We start from the raw sequence: 16,208 nt of genomic DNA on the forward strand, positions 1-16,208 counted from the left end.
CCCGGGTGTCAGGCGGCGTGACCGCCGTCCACCGACAGCTCGGTGCCCGTGATGTACGCGGCGTCGTCCCCGGCCAGGTAGGCCACGAGGGACGCCACCTCGTCGGGCGAACCGAACCGGCCGACCGCGGTCATGGCGCTCTGCCCCTCCGCGTAGGGGCCGTCCGCCGGGTTCATGTCGGTGTCGATCGGGCCCGGCTGGACCAGGTTCGCCGTGATCCGGCGCCCGCCCAGCTCCCGTGCCAGAGCCTTGTTGAGGCCGATGAGCGCGGCCTTGCTCGTCGCGTACAGCGTGCCGCCGGGGCCCGGGACCCGCTGGGCCATGCAGCTGCCGATGGTGATGATCCGGCCGCCGTCGCTGAGCCGTCCGGCAGCGGCCTGGGAGGCCAGGAGGACGCCGCGTACGTTGACCGCCAGGACCCGGTCGACATCGGCGAGCGACAGGTCGGCGAGGGGGCCGAGGACTCCGATGCCCGCGTTGTTGACGAGGATGTCCAGGTGGCCGAGGTCGTCGGCGGCGCGTTCCACGGCGCCCGCGGCGTCCCCGGCGTCCGCCGCGTCCGCCCGCACGGCGAAACCGCGCCGCCCCGTGGCCTCGATCTTCGCGACGACCTCCTGGGCCGCCGCCTCACTGTGGACGTAGGTGATCGCCACGTCCGCGCCCTTCTGCGCCAGACGCAGCGCGATCGCCGCGCCCATGCCGCGGCTGCCGCCGGTGACCAGGGCCGTCCTGCCGGTGAGAGAAGACATGTCTGTACCTCGTTCGTATGCCGGATAAGTGCTTGCGGGTTCAATGAAAGGCGCCGACCGGGCCGAGGGCTGGCGGGAAACGGACGCGCACCTGCCGATGCCCGAGCGGCGATGACTTCCGGTCGGTGGCACGGTCTGAGTAGGTGACAGGACCGCATCACCCCGAAAAGAGGCGTTCGCCATGAAGATCACATTCACCCAGTTCCTCACCCTCGACGGGGTCTTCCAGGCCCCGGGCGGCCCGGAGGAGGACCGCGGCGGCGGCTTCGAACACGGCGGCTGGTCCGTGCCCTACGGCGACGAGGACTTCGGCGCCTTCATCGACCAGGTCTTCGAACAGGCCGACGCGTTCCTGCTCGGGCGCGGGACGTACGAGATCTTCGCCGGGTACTGGCCCGCGGTGCACGACCCCGACAACCTCGTGGCCACCAAACTCAACGACCTGCCGAAGTACGTCGCGAGCACCACCCTGACCGGCGCCGACTGGCAGGGCACCCGGATCATCGGCCGCGACGACCTGGTCAAGGACGTCACCGCGCTCAAGGAACAGCCGGGGCGCGAGCTCCAGATGCACGGCAGCGGTCGGCTCGCGCAGTCCCTGATGGGGCACGACCTGATCGACACCCTGCACCTGCTGACGTTCCCGGTCGTCCTCGGCACCGGCAAGCGGCTCTTCGCGGAGGGCGTCCTGCCCACCGCCTTCCGGCTCGCCCAGTCGCGTACGACCTCCACGGGCGTCGTCATCAGCACGTACGAGCGCGCCGGGCGACCGGAGTACGGCAGCTACTGAGAGCTGCTCCGGCCGGCCGCACGTCTTCACCTCGCGATCTTCGCCCGATACGGTGTGTGCTCCGCGTGAGAGCCGCCGAAGTCTCCACACCGCCGCGCCCGTTGGAGACCGCGCCCCGTGTCGACGCTCGCCGCCCCCGCCACGCTCGCCCCGCGCAGCGCCTGGCGCACCGATCTGCCCGTACTGCTCGTCGCCGTGGTGTGGGGCGCCAGCTACCTCACCGCCAAGGGCATCACGACGACGCACACCGTCGTCGCCGTCCTCGTCCTGCGGTTCGCCGTGGTGCTGCCCCCGCTCGTGGTGACGGGGTGGCGGTCGCTGCGCGCGCTGACCGGCGCCCAGTGGCGCGGGGGCGGGATCCTCGGGCTGATCCTCGGCGGCATCTTCCTCTTGGAGACGTACGGGGTCGTCCACACCTCGGCGACCAACGCGGGCCTCATCATCAGTCTCACCATGATCTTCACGCCGCTCGCGGAGGCCGCCGTGCGGCGTACCCGGCCGCCGCGCGCGTTCCTCGCGGCGGCCGGGCTCTCCGTGCTCGGCGTGGTCCTGCTGACCCAGGGCGGCGGCTTCACCCGGCCCTCGGCCGGTGACCTGCTGATCCTCCTCGCGGCCCTCGCCCGCACGGTCCACGTCCTGGCCATGTCCCGCGTCAAGGCCGTGCGCGACGCCGACTCGCTCTCGCTCACCACGGTCCAACTCGGCGCCGCCGTCGCGGTGTTCGCCGTGCTCGCCGCCATGGGTACGGGGCGGTCGCCGTGGTCCGTCGCCGTGGGCTTCGGCGCGCGGGAGTGGGCGGGGCTGCTCTTCCTCTCCGTCTTCTGCACGCTCTTCGCCTTCTACGTGCAGATGTGGGCGGTACGCAGGACCTCGCCCTCCCGGGTCAGCCTGCTGCTCGGCACGGAACCGCTGTGGGCCGCGGCGGCCGGCATCGCCCTCGGCGGTGAACGGCTGGGCGCGGCCGGGGTATTGGGCGGGGCGCTGGTCCTCGTCGGGACCAGCTGGGGGCGCGCGGCCCTGCGGTGAACGGTCGGCCGGGGAAGGTTAACTCGCGGAGAATTTCGCGCACTTGACGTTGACACGCCAACCTCTACGCGCGTCACACTGGTCCCATGCGAATCCCCCCACGAATGCTCGGTGTCACCGCCCTCGCCGCCGCCCTCCTCTTCGGCGGCCCCGTCGCCGCGTCCGCGAGCGCGGCCCCCGCCACCCCCGTCGCCTCCGCGTCGTCGTACTCCGTGACCGCGGTCGGCGACATCTGCTACTCCGCGCTGCCCTCCCAGGCGCACGACACCCTCGACCTGATCGAGGCGGGCGGCCCCTACCCGTACCCGCAGGACGGCACCGTCTTCCAGAACCGCGAGGGTGAACTGCCGCGGCAGAGCTCCGGCTACTACCACGAGTACACGGTCGTCACGCCGGGCTCCGACGACCGCGGCGCCCGCCGCATCGTCACCGGCGAGAAGAGCCAGGAGGACTACTACACCGCCGACCACTACGCCTCGTTCGACCTGGTGGACTACGGCTGCTGAGGCCCGGCGACACGGCGCGCGGTCAGCCCGCCTTCCCGCTCTCCGCGGCGGCGAACAGCGCGACCGCCAGCACGATCATGGTGATGCTCGCGTACAGCTCGTAACTCTCCAGAATGCCGAAGCGCCTCAGCAGGCCCCAGCCGTACCGCTCGTCGGTGAGGTCGTGGACCACGCCGCCGGCGCCTTGGACCAGCAGGAGAAAACCGAGAAATTCCAGAAGCCGCTTCATGGCCGAGATCCTCGCCCCGCGTCTTGCCCCCGCGCATCGGCCGCGGGGCGAGGATCCGCCCGGCGGCCGGGTCCGAAAGTCGGGGACCGCCGCGACTTTGGTCGACGATCACGCGCCGGGGCCGTGCACGGCCGTCCCCGGCCGCCGTCGCTGCGTAGATTTGTCGGCCATGAGCGGTACTGACCCCACGCGGCACCCCGGGAGGCCCTGGGCGCTGCCCTCCACCATCGCCCGCGAGTTCGACCCCGGCGGGGCGGGGCGCCGGGGGCGGCGGACCGTACGCGACTGGTTCGCCGACTTCTCCTGCTTCGCCGCGGCCGTCCTCCTCGGGATGGCCGGCGCCGACGCCATCAGCGCCAACCCACACGTCTCCGAGGACCTCGCCGACCTCGACCAGGTCGTCGGGGCGCTGGCCTGCGCCGCGGTCTGGCTGCGCAGACGGTGGCCGCTCGGTCTCGCCGTCGCCATGGTGCCGGTCGCCCTGGTCTCCGACACGGGAGGCGGCGCGGCGGCCGTCGCCCTGTTCACCCTCGCCGTGCACCGGCCCTTCCGCTACGTCGCCTGGGTCGGCGCCGCCTCGATCGCGATGATCCCCTTCGCGTACTGGATGCGCCCGGACCCCGAGATGCCGTACGGGGTGTCGCTCGCCTTCGGGGTGCTGATCTCCCTGACGGTCATCGGCTGGGGCATGTTCGTACGCTCCCGCCGCGAGCTGCTGCTCAGCCTGCACGACCGGGCTCTGCGCGCCGAGAACGAGGCATCCCTCCGCGCCGAACAGGCCCAGCGGCTCGCCCGCGAGGCCATCGCCCGCGAGATGCACGACGTCCTCGCGCACCGCCTCACCCTGCTCAGCGTCCACGCGGGCGCCCTGGAGTTCCGCCCCGACGCGCCCCGCCCGGAGATCGTCCGCGCGGCGGGCGTCATCCGGGAGAGCGCCCACGAGGCCCTCCAGGACCTGCGCCAGGTGATCGGCGTCCTGCGCGGCGGCGACACCGACGGCCCGGGCCGCCCGCAGCCCACGCTCGCCGCCCTCGACGCGCTGGTCGCCGAGTGCCGCGCGGCGGGCATGAAGGTCGTCCTCGACAGCCGCGTCACGGACCCCGACGCCGTGCCCGCCGCCCTCGGCCGCACCGCGTACCGCATCGCGCAGGAAGCCCTGACCAACGCCCGCAAGCACGCCCCCGGCGCCGAGGTCACCGTCACCGTCACGGGCGCGCCCGGCGAAGGCCTGACGATGACCGTGCGCAATCCCGCGCCGCCCGGCGACGTACCGAAGGTCCCCGGCTCCGGGCAGGGCCTCATCGGCCTCGCCGAACGCGCCTCGCTCGCGGGCGGCAGGCTCGGTCACCACGCCCTGCCCGGCGGCGGATTCCACCTGGAGGCCTGGCTACCGTGGGCGCCATGAAACCGATCAGGCTGCTCCTCGTCGACGACGACCCGCTGGTGCGCGCCGGGCTCTCCTTCATGCTCGGCGGCGCGGACGACATCGAGATCGTCGGCGAGGCGGGCGACGGCACCGAGGTCGCCCCGCTGGTCGGTGAAGTCCGGCCCGACGTCGTCCTGATGGACATCCGCATGCCGACGATGGACGGGCTCGCCGCCACGGAGGCGCTGCGCAAGCGCCCCGGCGCCCCCGAGGTCATCGTCCTGACCACCTTCCACGCCGACGAACAGGTGCTGCGGGCCCTGCGGGTGGGCGCGGCCGGTTTCGTCCTGAAGGACACGGCGCCCGCGCAGATCGTCGCGGCGGTCCGCGCGGTCGCCGCGGGCGAGCCGGTCCTCTCCCCGACGGTCACCCGGCAGCTGATCTCGCAGGTGAGGAGCGACGACCCCCAACTGGACCGCAGGCGCCGGGCGTTGGCGCGGCTAGACCTGCTCGGCGAGCGCGAGCGCGAGGTCGCCGTGGCGGTGGGCCGGGGCGGCTCGAACGCGGACATCGCGGCCCAGCTGTTCCTGAGTGTCGCGACGGTCAAGGCCCATGTCTCCCGCATCCTCACGAAGCTGGACCTCAACAACCGGGTGCAGATCGCCCTGTTGGCGCATGACGCGGGGTTGCTGGACGGGGAGGGCTGAGGGCGGGGTGGCTGGGGGCTGAGGAGGGGCTCCCTCGCCGGGCGGCCGGTGACGGTGGTAATAGTCCTGCATGACTGAGACACCGTCCGAGCCCATCGACCTCGCCATGGCCCAGAAAGTCCTGGACGCCCAGCCGTTCAGCCGGCTCGTGCGGGCGCGCATCACGCGGTTCGGCGAGGGCGCCGCCACCCTGGAGATCGGCGCCCGCGAGGAGTTGCGGCAGCAGAACGGCTTCCTGCACGGCGGCGTCCTCGCCTACGCCGCCGACAACAGCATCACGTTCGCCGCGGGCACCACCCTCGGCCCGGCCGTGCTGACCTCCGGGTTCTCCATCCAGTACGTCCGCCCGGCGACCGGGGCCAAGCTCGTCGCCCACGCCGTCGTCGTACACACGGGCCGACGCCAGGCGGTGGTCCGGTGCGAGCTGTTCAGCGAGAGCGAAGAGGGCGGCGAGGACGCGCGGACCCTGTGTGCCATCGCCCAGGGGACCGTGCTCTCCACGGCTTGACGGCAAGGCGGTGCCTCACCCCGTGGCGATCTCCGTCATCGCCACCGGCCGCCGCTCCCGCCGCGACTGTTCGCACGCCTCCGCGATCCGCAGCGCGTGCAGCGCCTCGCGGCCGTCGCAGGGGTTCGCACGCTCCCCTCGTACGACCTCGACGAAGGCGGCGAGCTCCGCCTCGTACGCGAGGGCGAAGCGCTCCAGGAAGCCGGGCCACGGCTTGTCCGGCGCGGGCGGGCCCGCCGGTTCGGCGGAGGTCAGGGGCGTGCGGTCGTCCAGGCCGACCGCCAACTGGTCCAGCTCACCGGCGAGTTCCATGCGTACGTCGTAGCCCGCGCCGTTGAGCCGGGTCGCCGTCGCCGTGGCGAGCGTGCCGTCGTCGAGGGTGAGGACCGCCGCCGCGGTGTCCACGTCGCCCGCCTCGCGGAACATCGCGGGGCCCGCGTCGGAGCCGGTCGCGTACACCTGCGTCACCTCGCGCCCCGTCACCCAGCGCAGCACGTCGAAGTCATGGACCAGGCAGTCGCGGTAGAGGCCGCCGGACAGCGGCAGGTACGCGGCCGGGGGCGGCGCCGGGTCCGAGGTGATCGCGCGCACGGTGTGCAGCCGCCCGAGCCGGCCCGCCCGCACCGCCTCGCGCGCCTTCGCGTACCCCGCGTCGAAGCGCCGCTGGAAGCCGAGCTGGAGCACCGTGCCCGCGGCCTCGACCTCGGCGAGCGCGGCCAGCGTGCCCGGCAGGTCGAGCGCGATGGGCTTCTCGCAGAACACCGGGAGCCCGGCCCGCGCCGCCCGGCCGATCAGCTCGGCGTGGGCCGCGGTCGCCGCCGTGATCACCACGGCGTCCACCCCGATGGTGAAGACGTCGTCCACCGAGGGCGCGGGCACCGCCCCGGTCCGCGCGGCGAGTCCGGCCGCCCGCACCGGGTCCGCGTCGGCGACGACGAGCGACGTGACGTCGGGGTGACGGCTCAGGGCCGCCGAGTGAAATGTGCCGATACGGCCCGTTCCGATCAGTCCGATGCGCATGGGACCACCCTCCTCACAGCCGCCCCGCCCTGTCAATCCTTTGTCAGGACAATCGAACTGTCCGGACAACAGAACTTCAGAACTTCCCGTCATCATCTCCCGGGACTACGCTCGGCCTGTGTCCAAACCAGTCGCCAGATCAGCTCAGGGCGGTCGGGCCGACGACCCCACCGTGCCCCTCCGGCTCGGCGTCGACCGCAGCAGCCCGGTCCCGCTCTACTTCCAGCTCGCCCAGCAACTGGAAGCGGCGATCGAGCGCGGCGCCCTGACCCCGGGCAGCCTCCTCGGCAACGAGATCGACCTGGCGGGACGGCTCGGCCTCTCCCGGCCCACCGTCCGCCAGGCCATCCAGTCCCTCGTCGACAAAGGGCTGCTCGTACGGCGCCGGGGCGTCGGCACGCAGGTCGTGCACAGCCAGGTCAAGCGCCCCCTTGAGCTCAGCAGCCTCTACGACGACCTGGAGGCGGCGGGCCAGCGACCCGAGACCCGCGTCCTGCGCAACACCGTCGAGCCCGCGTCCGCCGAGGTGGCCGCGGCCCTCGCGGTGGCCGAGGGCGAAGAGGTGCACCGCGTCGAGCGGCTGCGCCTGGCCCACGGCGAGCCCATGGCGTACCTCGTCAACCACCTGCCGACCGGCCTCCTCGACCTCGACACCGAGCGCCTCGAGGCCACCGGCCTCTACCGCCTGATGCGCGCCACCGGCCTGACCCTGCACAGCGCGCGGCAGTCCGTCGGCGCCCGCGCCGCCACCGAGGAGGAGGCCGGGCGCCTCGCCGAACCGCCGGGCGCCCCGCTGCTCACCATGCGCCGCACGACGTTCGACGACACGGGACGCGCGGTGGAGTTCGGCGCGCACGTCTACCGGGCGTCGCGCTACTCCTTCGAGTTCCAGCTCCTCGTACGGCCGTAGGCATGTCCCGCGCGGTCGTCAGAATGTTCTGACAAAGCCATTGACGCTGCCACGCGCCCGCCGCTAGAACTCCCCCAACCGCGCTCGGGCGATCCGCGTGGTCGATACTTGGGCGGCTGGGGCCGGGGATCCGGACCGGCCGCACGGAGCAGCAGAGCTAGAAGGGCACGGCGTCGTGACTAGGGTGAAGACAGGGGTACGCGCGGTGGGCGCCGTGTTGGTGGCGGTGCTCGGTGTGACCGCGGGGCTGACCGGATGCAGCAGCACCGGCGGCAAGCGCGCGGAGGACGCCCGCAAGGCGGCAGCGGCGGGCGGCAGGGCCGCGGTGGACACGCCGCGCTGGACCTTCGGCATGGTCACGCACTCCGGTGACGGCGACACCTTCTGGGACATCGTGCGCAGCGGCGCCAAGCAGGCCGCGGTCAAGGACAACATCAAGTTCCTGTACGCCCACGACGACGAGGCCCAGCAGCAGGCCCAGCTCGTCGACTCGTACATCGACAAGAAGGTCGACGGGATCATCGTCACGCTGGCCAAGCCCGACGCGATGAAGGGCGCCCTGGCCCGCGCGGAGAAGGCCGGTATCCCGGTGATCACGGTGAACTCCGGATCGGCGGAGTCCAAGAAGTTCGGCGCGCTCACCCACATCGGCCAGGACGAGACGATCGCGGGCGAGGCCGTCGGCGAGGAACTCAACAAGCGCGGCAAGAAGAAGGCGCTGTGCATCCTGCACGAGCAGGGCAACGTCGGCCATGAGCAGCGCTGCGAGGGCGCCAAGAAGACTTTCGACGGCACGATGCAGAACCTGTACGTGACCGGCACCAACATGCCGGACGTCCAGTCCTCCATCGAGGCCCGCCTCCAGACCGACAAGTCGATCGACGCCGTCGTCACCCTCGGCGCGCCCTTCGCGGACACCGCAGTGAAGGCCGCGGACAGCGCGGGCAGCAAGGCCGAGGTCGACACGTTCGACCTCAACGAGAAGGTCGCCGCCGGCCTGAAGTCCGGCGACCTCGGCTTCGCCGTCGACCAGCAGCCCTACCTCCAGGGCTACCAGGCCGTCGACCTGCTCTGGCTGTACAAGTACAACGCCGATGTGCTCGGCGGCGGCCGGCCCGTCCTGACCGGGCCCCAGATCATCACCAAGGACCAGGCCGCCGAGCTCGAGGAATACGCGAAGCGAGGGACCCGATGACCGCCCCGGCTCCGGCCCCGTCCCCGGCTCCGGACACCAAGAGCGACGAGCGCCTCCTGAAGACCTCGCCGCTGAAGAGGCTGCTCGGCCGCCCCGAGCTCGGCTCCGTCGTCGGCGCCGTCGCCGTCTTCGTCTTCTTCTCGATCGTCGCGGACAGCTTCCTCCAGGCCACCAGCCTCGCCACGGTGCTGTACGCCGCCTCGACCCTCGGCATCATGGCGGTGCCGGTGGCGCTGCTGATGATCGGCGGCGAGTTCGACCTCTCGGCAGGCGTCCTGGTGACGACGTCCGCGCTGATCTCCTCGATGTTCAGCTACCAGATGACGGCGAACGTCTGGGTCGGCGTGCTCGTCTCGCTCGTCGTCACCCTCGCGGTCGGCGTCTTCAACGGCGTCATGCTGACCCGCACCGACCCGCCGAGCTTCATCATCACGCTCGGTACGTTCCTGATGCTGACCGGCATGAACCTCGGCTTCACCAAGCTGATCAGCGGCACGGTCTCCACGAAGTCGATCGCCGACATGGAGGGCTTCACCTCCGCCAAGGACGTCTTCGCCTCCACGATCACCATCGGCGGCGTCGACTTCAAGATCACCATCGTCTGGTGGCTCGCCCTGATCGTGGTCGCCACCTGGATCCTGCTGCGCACCCGCGTCGGCAACTGGATCTTCGCGGTCGGCGGCGGCGAGGACGCGGCCCGCGCGGTCGGCGTCCCGGTCGCCGCCACCAAGATCGGCCTCTACATGGGCGTCGCCTTCGGCGCCTGGATCTCCGGCCAGCACCTGCTGTTCAGTTACGACACCGTGCAGTCCGGCGAGGGCGTCGGCAACGAACTGATCTACATCGTCGCGGCCGTCATCGGCGGCTGCCTCATCACCGGTGGCTACGGCTCCGCGGTCGGCGCGGCCGTCGGCGCGCTGATCTTCGGCATGGTCAGCAAGGGCATCGTCTTCGCCGAGTGGGACTCCGACTGGTTCAAGTTCTTCCTCGGCGTGATGCTGCTCCTGGCCACCCTGCTCAACCACTGGGTCCGCAAGCGGGCGGAGGCGACGAAGTGACCACGGACATCACGAAGACGGACGCGGCCCCCGAGGACGGGCGCACGCCGCTCGTCGAGCTCGCCGACGTCAGTAAGTACTACGGCAACATCCGCGCCCTGGAGGGCGTCTCCCTGGAAGTGCACGCGGGGGAAATCTCCTGCGTGCTCGGCGACAACGGCGCCGGCAAGTCCACCCTCATCAAGATCATCGCGGGTCTGCACCGGCACGACGCGGGCGCCTTCCGCATCGAGGGCGAGGACACGCGGCTCGGCTCGCCGCGCGAGGCCCTCGACCTCGGCATCGCCACGGTCTACCAGGACCTCGCCGTGGTCCCCCTGATGCCGGTCTGGCGGAACTTCTTCCTCGGCTCCGAGCCGACGAAGGGCGTCGGCCCCTTCAAGCGCCTGGACGTCGACTTCATGCGGGAGACGACCCGCGCGGAGCTGCTGCGCATGGGCATCGACCTGCGCGACGTGGACCAGCCCATCGGCACCCTCTCGGGCGGCGAGCGCCAGTGCGTGGCGATCGCGCGGGCCGTCTACTTCGGCGCGAAGGTCCTGGTCCTGGACGAGCCGACGGCGGCGCTCGGCGTCAAGCAGTCGGGCGTCGTCCTGAAGTACGTGGCCGCGGCGCGGGACCAGGGCCTCGGAGTGGTCCTGATCACGCACAACCCCCACCACGCCTATCTGGTCGGCAACCGCTTCGTGCTCCTGAAGCGGGGTGTGATGTCGGGCTCGTACGCCCGCGACGAGATCAGTCTCGATGATCTGACCCGCGAGATGGCGGGCGGCAGCGAACTGGATGACCTCCGTCACGAGCTGGAGGGCCGCGAGGCCCCGTAAGGGGCGCGGGGAAGTGCGCGCTCAGCCCGAGAAAGGCCGCAGTCGCGTCTGCCGAGGCCCGCGCAGACGCGACTGCGGCCTTTCCGTGGCTGGCCGCGCAGTTCCCCGCGCCCCTCCGGGCGCGCCCCTTACTGGGCGCACACCCCGTAGCCCGTTGTGCGCGCCCCCGCGGGGGTGAGGCAGAATCGCCGCAATGAGCACCTACCGCGACCTCGCGCACCGCGGCTCCGCACGAGCCACCGTCCTGCGGACCGTAGGCACGCGCGAACGCCGATCCCTCCTGACGGCCCCCCGCGTCAACACCGTCGGCATCGACATCGGCGGCACCAAGGTGATGGCGGGCGTCGTCGACCCCGACGGCAACATCCTGGAGACGCTCCGCACGGAGACCCCGGACAAGTCCAAGAGCCCCCGCGTCGTCGAGGACACCATCGTCGAGCTGGTCCTGGACCTCTCCGACCGGCACGACGTGCACGCGGTCGGCATCGGCGCGGCCGGCTGGGTCGACGCGGACCGCAACCGCGTCCTGTTCGCCCCGCACCTGTCCTGGCGCAACGAACCGCTCCGCGACCGCATCTCCGGCCGCCTCGCGGTCCCCGTCATGGTGGACAACGACGCCAACACCGCCGCCTGGGCCGAGTGGCGCTTCGGCGCGGGCCGCGGCGAGGACCACCTCGTCATGATCACGCTCGGCACCGGCATCGGCGGCGCCATCCTGGAGGACGGCCAGGTCAAGCGCGGCAAGTTCGGCGTCGCCGGCGAGTTCGGGCACATGCAGGTCGTCCCCGGCGGCCACCGCTGCCCCTGCGGCAACCGCGGCTGCTGGGAGCAGTACAGCTCCGGCAACGCGCTGGTCCGCGAGGCCCGCGAGCTGGCCGCCGCCGACTCCCCGGTGGCGTACGGCATCATCGACCGCGTCAAGGGCAACGTCCCCGACATCACGGGCCCCCTCATCACCGAGCTGGCCCGCGAGGGCGACGCGATGTGCGTCGAGCTGCTCCAGGACATCGGCCAGTGGCTGGGCGTCGGCATCGCGAACCTCGCGGCGGCCCTCGACCCGTCCTGCTTCGTCATCGGCGGCGGCGTCAGCGCGGCCGACGACCTCCTGATCGGCCCGGCCCGCGACGCCTTCCGCCGCCACCTCACCGGCCGCGGCTACCGCCCCGAGGCCCGCATCGCCCGCGCCCAGCTCGGCCCCGAGGCGGGCATGGTGGGCGCCGCCGACCTGGCCCGCCTGGTGGCCCGCCGCTTCCGCCGCGCCAACCGCCGCCGCGTCGAGCGCCACGAACGCTACGAGCGCTTCGCCGAGGCCCGCCGCACCGACGACCGCACTTCCCAGGGAACCCCGTAGATGACCGTCCCCCGCCAGCCCACGCCCCCGGACCTCCCCGGCGCGCCCGAGCCGGGCCGCGACGGCGGCAGGACCGAGGACCGTCGACACATGATCCGCCGCCGCTGGCTGACGGCGACGATCATCGTGCTCCTCATCGGCATCCCCGCCGGATACCTGGTGATCTCCGCGAACCAGAGCCGCAACAGCGGCCGGGACAAGGAGGACAAGTACTCCGCGACCGGCCTCACCGAAGGCTGGCCCTCCAGGGTGCAGCGCCGCCTGTACGACGTGCCGATCCCGCCGTACTCGGCGGAAGTCGCCTACTACGAGACGAACAACTGGCGCACCAGCCGCCTCTACGTCCAGTTCCTGACGAGCAACAAGGGCCTGGACAAGTTCCTCACGCAGATCGGCACGAGCAGCGACAAGCTGGAGCCGAAGAACATCACCATCAGCAAGCGCGACCAGAAGGTGGTCGGCTGGGAGTTCACGGGCCCCGGCCCCTGGTCGGGCCTGACCCACGAACAGAAGGACCCGGTACCGACGCTGGACGTGGTCGTGGACCGCGCGAACGCCCAGCACCCGATGGTGTACGTGGTGTCGACGACGACGCCCTGACGACCGGCACGGCCTTCCTCACCCGGCGGCCGCCCACCCCTCATACACGGCCGCCGCCACCCCCAGGTCCTCCCACGCCATCCCCGCCGACTTGAACAACCGCGGACGGTCCTCCGCAGGCTTCGTCTCGCCTCGGACGAGGGCGGTCAGGGTGTGGAGGCGGGGCATGGTGAAGGTGCCCTCGGCGGCTGCGAGCAGGAGGTCGCCGCATTCGCGTGCCGCCACCTCGCGGGACTCCGCCACCACCGTGGCGCGGCCCACGAGCGCGGCGTCGACCTCTCGCGCGTCCGGTTCGTGGGAGCCGACCGCGGCGACCGTCGCGTGGTCGGGGAGCAGGGTGCCGTCGAAGAGCGGGGTCCGTGCCGTGGTGCAGCAGCAGACCACGTCCGCTCGGGCCACGTCGTCGGGGGCCGCCGCGGCCGCCGAGAGGCCCTCGGCGCGGCAGCGGTCGACGAAGGCGGCCACCCGCTGGGCGTTCCGGGCGACGACGTCGACGTGGCGCAGTCCCGGCCGCACCGCGCGCACCGCCTCCACATGTCCCCACGCCTGCGGCCCCGTGCCGAAGACCAGCAGGCGCCGCGCCTCCGGGACCGCCAGATGCCGGATCGCCACGCCGGACACCGCGGGGGTGCGCAGCGAGGTCAGCGCGATGCCGTCGAGGAGCGCCAGGGGAGTGTGCGTCATGCCGTCCAGGAGGACGTACAGCCCCTGAACGCGGGGGAGGCCGCGCTCCGCGTTGCCCGGCGTCACGGTGGTGATCTTCACGCCCGTGTACGACGCCGTCGCCGACGGCATCAGGAGCAGCTGGCCCCCGGGTACGTCCACGACACAGCGCGCCGGTTCCGCCTCGGGGTCGAGGCCCGACAGGAGGACCGCCTCCAGCGCGTCGATCGCGGCGGACATCGGGACGAGCCGGGACATGGCCGCGGCATCGAGGCGGGGCGGGGCGGAGGCTGGCGTCCGGTCACTCATGCGGTTCCTCACGTGCGGGCGGTGTGCGGGATGCGTCCCGCTCGGCCAGCCTGCCCGGGCGAGAGCGCCGCGGCACGTCCGGCCCCGCGTTCAGGACCCCGTACCCGCGGTCTGCGAGCGGAAGCCGTGGCCGAGTTCCGGGCGTGCGAGGCCGAAGTAGTGCCGGAAGCTGTAGATCAGCGGGCTCCAGGCGGCCGGGTCGACGTGCTGGGTGCCGGGGACCACCACCGAGGCGGCGGCGTGGACCCGTACGACGTCGCACTCGACGATCCGGAAGCCGCCGTCGGGCCCGGCCGGCGTGATGGTCCGCACCGTGGCCTCCAACTGGAGCGGGCACTCGGCGACACGGGGCGGCCCGACGGCCTCCGAACCCTGCGGGCGGAGCCCGGCGGCGGCGAACTTGTCCGCCTCGTGACGGTAGAACTCCCGCTTGGCGGGCGGCACGGGGTCCGCGCCCGTGAGCGGGGCGAGGCGTTCCACCGCCGCCCACAGGTCGGACGGGGGCAGATTGACGACCACCTCCCGGCGCTCGGCGAGATTGGCGGCGGTACGGCTCTCGGCCCCCAGGCCGAGGACGACCGTGTGGCCGAGCGCCCAGGCCGAGGAGATGGGGGCGAGGTTCGCCGTGCCGTCCGGGTTCAGGGTGGTCAGCAGGGCGACGGGCGTGCCGAAGTACAAGATGCTGGGGGTGATGGTCACGTGGTCGGTGCCGGCCGTTCCCGCGGTGGGTGTGGAGCCTGCTGTGGGCCCGGCGTCCTTCGCGGTCGTGGTCGTGGCCGTGGCCGTGGGTGCGGTCGTGGTGGTGATTGCGGTTGCGGTCGTGGTTGCGGTCATGGGCCAGACGCTAGGGCGCCCGGACTTCGGTCGGCGCCGAAGTATCGACCGGTCAGACTGGTCCCCATGAGCCAGCTCCCGTCCTCCGGTCCGGCAGCGGACAGCGTCATCGGGCCCGATCTCGCTTCCCTGGCCGGCCTGCTCGCCGACCGCACCCGGGCCGCGATGTGCCTGGCCATGCTCGACGGACGCGCCTGGACCGCCACCGAACTGGCCCGGCTCGCCGGGGTCGCCCCCTCCACGGCCACCGGCCACCTCCACCGACTGGTCGCGGGCGGACTGCTGACGCAGGAGCGGCGGGGACGGCACCGGTATCTGCGCCTCGCCGGGCCCGACACCGCGGAGATGATCGAGAGCCTGGCCTCCCACGCCCCGCTGCGCGCCACCCCCGTCCGCTCACTGGCCGACGCCCACCGGCGCCGCGCCCTGGCACACGCGCGGACCTGCTACGACCACCTCGCGGGCACGGTCGCCGTCGCCATCACCGAGGCCATGACCCAACGCGCCCTGCTGGCCTGGGACTTCGGGCCCTCGCTCACCGAGGCCGGCCGGGCCTGGCTGCGCGAGCTCGGCGTCGACGACCACCCCGCGCACGGCTCACGCCGCGCCCACGTCCGCACCTGCCTCGACTGGACGGAACGCCGCCCGCACCTCGCGGGAGCGGTAGGCGCCGCCCTCTTCCGGCACGCCCTCGACCATCGCTGGCTCACCCGCAAGGGCACGACCCGCGTCATCACGCTCACCGACACCGGGCGCTCCGCACTGCGCGAGCGGCTCGGCCTCACCCTGCAACCGCCAGGCGCGCGGCCCGCGTCCGTATCGCCTGAGAGTCGTCACCATGCCGCGGCACAGGGGGAGTAGCGCGTTGATCGTCTGGGTGAACGGTGCGTTCGGCGGCGGAAAGAGCACGCTGGTCGAGGAGTTGAGGCCGCGCTGGCCGCAAGCACTGGTCTACGACCCGGAGATGACCGGTTTCGTGCTGCGGGAGATCGTGGAGGTGCCGACCGGTGACTTCCAGGATTTGCGGTTGTGGCGGCGGCAGGTCGCCGAGCTGGCGGTGGGGCTGGTCGAGGAATACCGCCGTCCGGTCCTGGTCCCCATGACCCTGGTCGACCCCGGCTACGTCGGTGAGATCTTCGGCGTACTGGAGGACGCGGGCATCGACGTCCACCACTTCTTCCTCCAGGTCCCCCGAGAGGTCCTGGAGAAGCGGATCGGCGGACGGGTCTTCTTCCCCGACGACCCCGAGCGCGAGGCGGCCGTCCGGCGCTGGGCCAAGGGCAGGATCGAAGCGTGCCTGGCGGGGGCCGCCACCCTGCCCGGCGGCACGGTGTTCCTGGACGGCGAGCTGACCCCGCGGGAGCTGGCCGACCGGGTGCTGGCCCGGGTCGGAGTCGGCGAAGGGCGCTGAGCGCGCAGGGAACGCCGACCGAACCCGGTCGCGCCTGCCGACGGGTGACACCGCGCGACCAGGCGGGTGATCCTTGCGGCCATGTCACTACCCGTGGCGCTCCGCCGGAGTTGAGGTGGGCTCGTTCCACTCCCCCCACTCTTGGAGGTTCC

The 16,208-nt window shown here is 72.4% G+C and carries 19 protein-coding genes; 14 read left to right on the forward strand and 5 right to left on the reverse strand.

From position 1 onward, the window contains the following. Nucleotides 1-8: 8 nt before the first annotated feature. The gene (locus KKZ08_RS31810) at nucleotides 9-749 is read right to left on the reverse strand and encodes a 3-oxoacyl-ACP reductase family protein (protein ID WP_223777711.1); all 741 of its coding nucleotides are present in this window, start codon (nucleotides 747-749) and stop codon (nucleotides 9-11) included. A 181-nt stretch (nucleotides 750-930) separates the two neighbouring features. Between KKZ08_RS31810 and KKZ08_RS31815 the strand changes: the two genes are divergently transcribed. The 3 genes from KKZ08_RS31815 (at nucleotide 931) to KKZ08_RS31825 (ending at nucleotide 3,071) form a co-directional block, all read left to right on the forward strand. Beyond that, nucleotides 931-1,539, forward strand: a complete 609-nt coding sequence (locus KKZ08_RS31815) for a dihydrofolate reductase family protein (RefSeq protein ID WP_223777712.1) — start codon at nucleotides 931-933, stop codon at nucleotides 1,537-1,539. Nucleotides 1,540-1,656: 117 nt separating this feature from the next. Continuing rightward, entirely contained in the window at nucleotides 1,657-2,565 is a 909-nt protein-coding gene (locus tag KKZ08_RS31820) for a DMT family transporter (protein ID WP_223777713.1), read from the forward strand. An 86-nt stretch (nucleotides 2,566-2,651) separates the two neighbouring features. Continuing rightward, nucleotides 2,652-3,071, forward strand: coding sequence for a ribonuclease (locus tag KKZ08_RS31825; RefSeq protein ID WP_223777714.1), 420 nt, complete (start codon nucleotides 2,652-2,654; stop codon nucleotides 3,069-3,071). A gap of 22 nt (nucleotides 3,072-3,093) precedes the next feature. Here the strand turns inward: KKZ08_RS31825 and KKZ08_RS31830 are convergent, their stop codons facing one another. Then, on the reverse strand, nucleotides 3,094-3,300 hold the full coding sequence (locus tag KKZ08_RS31830) for a hypothetical protein (protein ID WP_223777715.1): 207 nt from the start codon (nucleotides 3,298-3,300) through the stop codon (nucleotides 3,094-3,096). Between the two features lie 169 nt (nucleotides 3,301-3,469). Here KKZ08_RS31830 and KKZ08_RS31835 point away from each other — a divergent pair, with 169 nt between their 5' ends. From KKZ08_RS31835 to KKZ08_RS31845, 3 genes are all read left to right on the forward strand, one after another. Continuing rightward, nucleotides 3,470-4,705 carry a histidine kinase gene (locus tag KKZ08_RS31835; RefSeq protein ID WP_223777716.1) on the forward strand — a complete coding sequence of 412 codons (1,236 nt, stop codon included), beginning with the start codon at nucleotides 3,470-3,472 and terminating at the stop codon, nucleotides 4,703-4,705. Further along, nucleotides 4,702-5,373, forward strand: coding sequence for a response regulator transcription factor (locus KKZ08_RS31840; protein ID WP_223777717.1), 672 nt, complete (start codon nucleotides 4,702-4,704; stop codon nucleotides 5,371-5,373). The genes KKZ08_RS31835 and KKZ08_RS31840 overlap by 4 nt, the downstream gene beginning before the upstream one ends. Before the next feature lie 70 nt (nucleotides 5,374-5,443). Continuing rightward, entirely contained in the window at nucleotides 5,444-5,881 is a 438-nt protein-coding gene (locus KKZ08_RS31845) for a PaaI family thioesterase (RefSeq protein ID WP_223777718.1), read from the forward strand. 15 nt (nucleotides 5,882-5,896) lie between these two features. Here the strand turns inward: KKZ08_RS31845 and KKZ08_RS31850 are convergent, their stop codons facing one another. Continuing rightward, a complete protein-coding gene (locus tag KKZ08_RS31850; RefSeq protein WP_223777719.1) occupies nucleotides 5,897-6,901 on the reverse strand; it encodes a Gfo/Idh/MocA family oxidoreductase in 1,005 nt (334 codons plus the stop codon). A gap of 172 nt (nucleotides 6,902-7,073) precedes the next feature. On the opposite strand from KKZ08_RS31850, the gene KKZ08_RS31855 reads away from it, so the two are divergent. The 6 genes from KKZ08_RS31855 (at nucleotide 7,074) to KKZ08_RS31880 (ending at nucleotide 12,839) form a co-directional block, all read left to right on the forward strand. Continuing rightward, nucleotides 7,074-7,811 carry a GntR family transcriptional regulator gene (locus KKZ08_RS31855; RefSeq protein ID WP_223779269.1) on the forward strand — a complete coding sequence of 246 codons (738 nt, stop codon included), beginning with the start codon at nucleotides 7,074-7,076 and terminating at the stop codon, nucleotides 7,809-7,811. A 175-nt stretch (nucleotides 7,812-7,986) separates the two neighbouring features. Next, complete coding sequence (locus KKZ08_RS31860) at nucleotides 7,987-9,006, forward strand: sugar ABC transporter substrate-binding protein (RefSeq protein WP_223777720.1); 1,020 nt, start codon at nucleotides 7,987-7,989, stop codon at nucleotides 9,004-9,006. Then, nucleotides 9,003-10,064: an ABC transporter permease gene (locus tag KKZ08_RS31865; RefSeq protein WP_223777721.1), complete on the forward strand. Its 1,062-nt coding sequence runs from the start codon at nucleotides 9,003-9,005 to the stop codon at nucleotides 10,062-10,064. The genes KKZ08_RS31860 and KKZ08_RS31865 overlap by 4 nt, the downstream gene beginning before the upstream one ends. Next, on the forward strand, nucleotides 10,061-10,888 hold the full coding sequence (locus tag KKZ08_RS31870) for an ATP-binding cassette domain-containing protein (RefSeq protein WP_223777722.1): 828 nt from the start codon (nucleotides 10,061-10,063) through the stop codon (nucleotides 10,886-10,888). The genes KKZ08_RS31865 and KKZ08_RS31870 overlap by 4 nt, the downstream gene beginning before the upstream one ends. A 193-nt stretch (nucleotides 10,889-11,081) precedes the next feature. Further along, nucleotides 11,082-12,239: an ROK family glucokinase gene (locus KKZ08_RS31875; RefSeq protein ID WP_223777723.1), complete on the forward strand. Its 1,158-nt coding sequence runs from the start codon at nucleotides 11,082-11,084 to the stop codon at nucleotides 12,237-12,239. Next, entirely contained in the window at nucleotides 12,240-12,839 is a 600-nt protein-coding gene (locus KKZ08_RS31880; protein ID WP_223777724.1) for a sugar kinase, read from the forward strand. It begins immediately after the preceding gene. A gap of 18 nt (nucleotides 12,840-12,857) precedes the next feature. Here the strand turns inward: KKZ08_RS31880 and KKZ08_RS31885 are convergent, their stop codons facing one another. Together KKZ08_RS31885 and KKZ08_RS31890 are read right to left on the reverse strand one after the other, a co-directional pair. Further along, entirely contained in the window at nucleotides 12,858-13,811 is a 954-nt protein-coding gene (locus KKZ08_RS31885; protein ID WP_223777725.1) for an ornithine cyclodeaminase family protein, read from the reverse strand. A 90-nt stretch (nucleotides 13,812-13,901) separates the two neighbouring features. Beyond that, complete coding sequence (locus KKZ08_RS31890; RefSeq protein WP_223777726.1) at nucleotides 13,902-14,645, reverse strand: flavin reductase family protein; 744 nt, start codon at nucleotides 14,643-14,645, stop codon at nucleotides 13,902-13,904. A 66-nt stretch (nucleotides 14,646-14,711) separates the two neighbouring features. Here KKZ08_RS31890 and KKZ08_RS31895 point away from each other — a divergent pair, with 66 nt between their 5' ends. Both KKZ08_RS31895 and KKZ08_RS31900 read left to right on the forward strand, forming a co-directional pair. Next, nucleotides 14,712-15,506 carry a winged helix-turn-helix domain-containing protein gene (locus tag KKZ08_RS31895; RefSeq protein WP_223777727.1) on the forward strand — a complete coding sequence of 265 codons (795 nt, stop codon included), beginning with the start codon at nucleotides 14,712-14,714 and terminating at the stop codon, nucleotides 15,504-15,506. Nucleotides 15,507-15,510: 4 nt separating this feature from the next. After that, the gene (locus KKZ08_RS31900) at nucleotides 15,511-16,056 is read left to right on the forward strand and encodes an AAA family ATPase (RefSeq protein WP_223777728.1); all 546 of its coding nucleotides are present in this window, start codon (nucleotides 15,511-15,513) and stop codon (nucleotides 16,054-16,056) included. Nucleotides 16,057-16,208 lie beyond the last annotated feature (152 nt).

Source organism: Streptomyces sp. 135 (genome assembly GCF_020026305.1).
Lineage (GTDB): Bacteria > Actinomycetota > Actinomycetes > Streptomycetales > Streptomycetaceae > Streptomyces.

Excerpts from the sequence above, each read along its gene's own strand:
- KKZ08_RS31810 (WP_223777711.1), bottom strand. The coding sequence starts at position 749 with ATGTCTTCTCTCACCGGCAGGACGGCCCTGGTCACCGGCGGCAGCCGC.
- KKZ08_RS31880 (WP_223777724.1), top strand. The coding sequence starts at position 12,240 with ATGACCGTCCCCCGCCAGCCCACGCCCCCGGACCTCCCCGGCGCGCCC.
- KKZ08_RS31815 (WP_223777712.1), top strand. The coding sequence starts at position 931 with ATGAAGATCACATTCACCCAGTTCCTCACCCTCGACGGGGTCTTCCAG.
- KKZ08_RS31865 (WP_223777721.1), top strand. The coding sequence starts at position 9,003 with ATGACCGCCCCGGCTCCGGCCCCGTCCCCGGCTCCGGACACCAAGAGC.
- KKZ08_RS31850 (WP_223777719.1), bottom strand. The coding sequence starts at position 6,901 with ATGCGCATCGGACTGATCGGAACGGGCCGTATCGGCACATTTCACTCG.
- KKZ08_RS31825 (WP_223777714.1), top strand. The coding sequence starts at position 2,652 with ATGCGAATCCCCCCACGAATGCTCGGTGTCACCGCCCTCGCCGCCGCC.
- KKZ08_RS31895 (WP_223777727.1), top strand. The coding sequence starts at position 14,712 with ATGAGCCAGCTCCCGTCCTCCGGTCCGGCAGCGGACAGCGTCATCGGG.
- KKZ08_RS31830 (WP_223777715.1), bottom strand. The coding sequence starts at position 3,300 with ATGAAGCGGCTTCTGGAATTTCTCGGTTTTCTCCTGCTGGTCCAAGGC.
- KKZ08_RS31890 (WP_223777726.1), bottom strand. The coding sequence starts at position 14,645 with ATGACCGCAACCACGACCGCAACCGCAATCACCACCACGACCGCACCC.
- KKZ08_RS31875 (WP_223777723.1), top strand. The coding sequence starts at position 11,082 with ATGAGCACCTACCGCGACCTCGCGCACCGCGGCTCCGCACGAGCCACC.
- KKZ08_RS31885 (WP_223777725.1), bottom strand. The coding sequence starts at position 13,811 with ATGAGTGACCGGACGCCAGCCTCCGCCCCGCCCCGCCTCGATGCCGCG.
- KKZ08_RS31835 (WP_223777716.1), top strand. The coding sequence starts at position 3,470 with ATGAGCGGTACTGACCCCACGCGGCACCCCGGGAGGCCCTGGGCGCTG.
- KKZ08_RS31845 (WP_223777718.1), top strand. The coding sequence starts at position 5,444 with ATGACTGAGACACCGTCCGAGCCCATCGACCTCGCCATGGCCCAGAAA.
- KKZ08_RS31840 (WP_223777717.1), top strand. The coding sequence starts at position 4,702 with ATGAAACCGATCAGGCTGCTCCTCGTCGACGACGACCCGCTGGTGCGC.